The sequence below is a fragment of the Streptomyces rugosispiralis genome, assembly GCF_024505145.1.
In the GTDB taxonomy this organism is placed as follows: domain Bacteria; phylum Actinomycetota; class Actinomycetes; order Streptomycetales; family Streptomycetaceae; genus Streptomyces; species Streptomyces rugosispiralis.
Genome location: NZ_JANIAA010000223.1, coordinates 1 through 547 on the forward strand (window position 1 = coordinate 1; position 547 = coordinate 547).

1 protein-coding gene is annotated in these 547 nt (G+C 68.2%); it reads right to left on the bottom strand.

Annotated elements, in window-relative coordinates:
- On the bottom strand, positions 1–547 hold a 547-nt coding region (locus NP777_RS47165), incomplete at both ends, for a beta-ketoacyl synthase N-terminal-like domain-containing protein (protein ID WP_256656365.1).

Consider the following 547-nt stretch of genomic DNA (forward strand, 5'->3'; position numbering starts at 1 on the left):
ACCCGCGAGCATCGCATAGCCCTCGAGCTTCCCATCCGCGCCGCCGCCGCTGAGCCCGGCCGCGTAGTCGTGGTACATCACGCCCGCGTAAACCCCGGTCGGGCTGCCCTTCAACGACACGGGATCGATACCCGCCCGCTCCAACACCTCCCACGACGCCTCCAACAGCAACCGCTGCTGCGGATCCGTCGCCAGCGCCTCCCGCGGATTGATCCCGAAGAACGCCGCGTCGAACGCGTCGGCGTCGTAGAGGAAGGCACCCTCGTTGGCATAGCTGGTACCCGGGTGATCGGGGTCCGGATGGAATAGGCCGTCCAGGTCCCAGCCCCGACCGGTGGGAAACTCGCCGATCACGTCCTTCCCCGAGGCGACCAGGTCCCACAGCGCCTCGGGGGTGCTCGCACCTCCTGGGAAACGGCAGGTCATGCCGATGATCGCGATCGGCTCGTCCGCATCGGCCTTCGCGGCGAGGGGAGCATGGGAGCCTGCGGTCTCACCGGTCAGCCGAGTGCACAGATACTCCGCCAACACCCGAGGCGTCGGATAG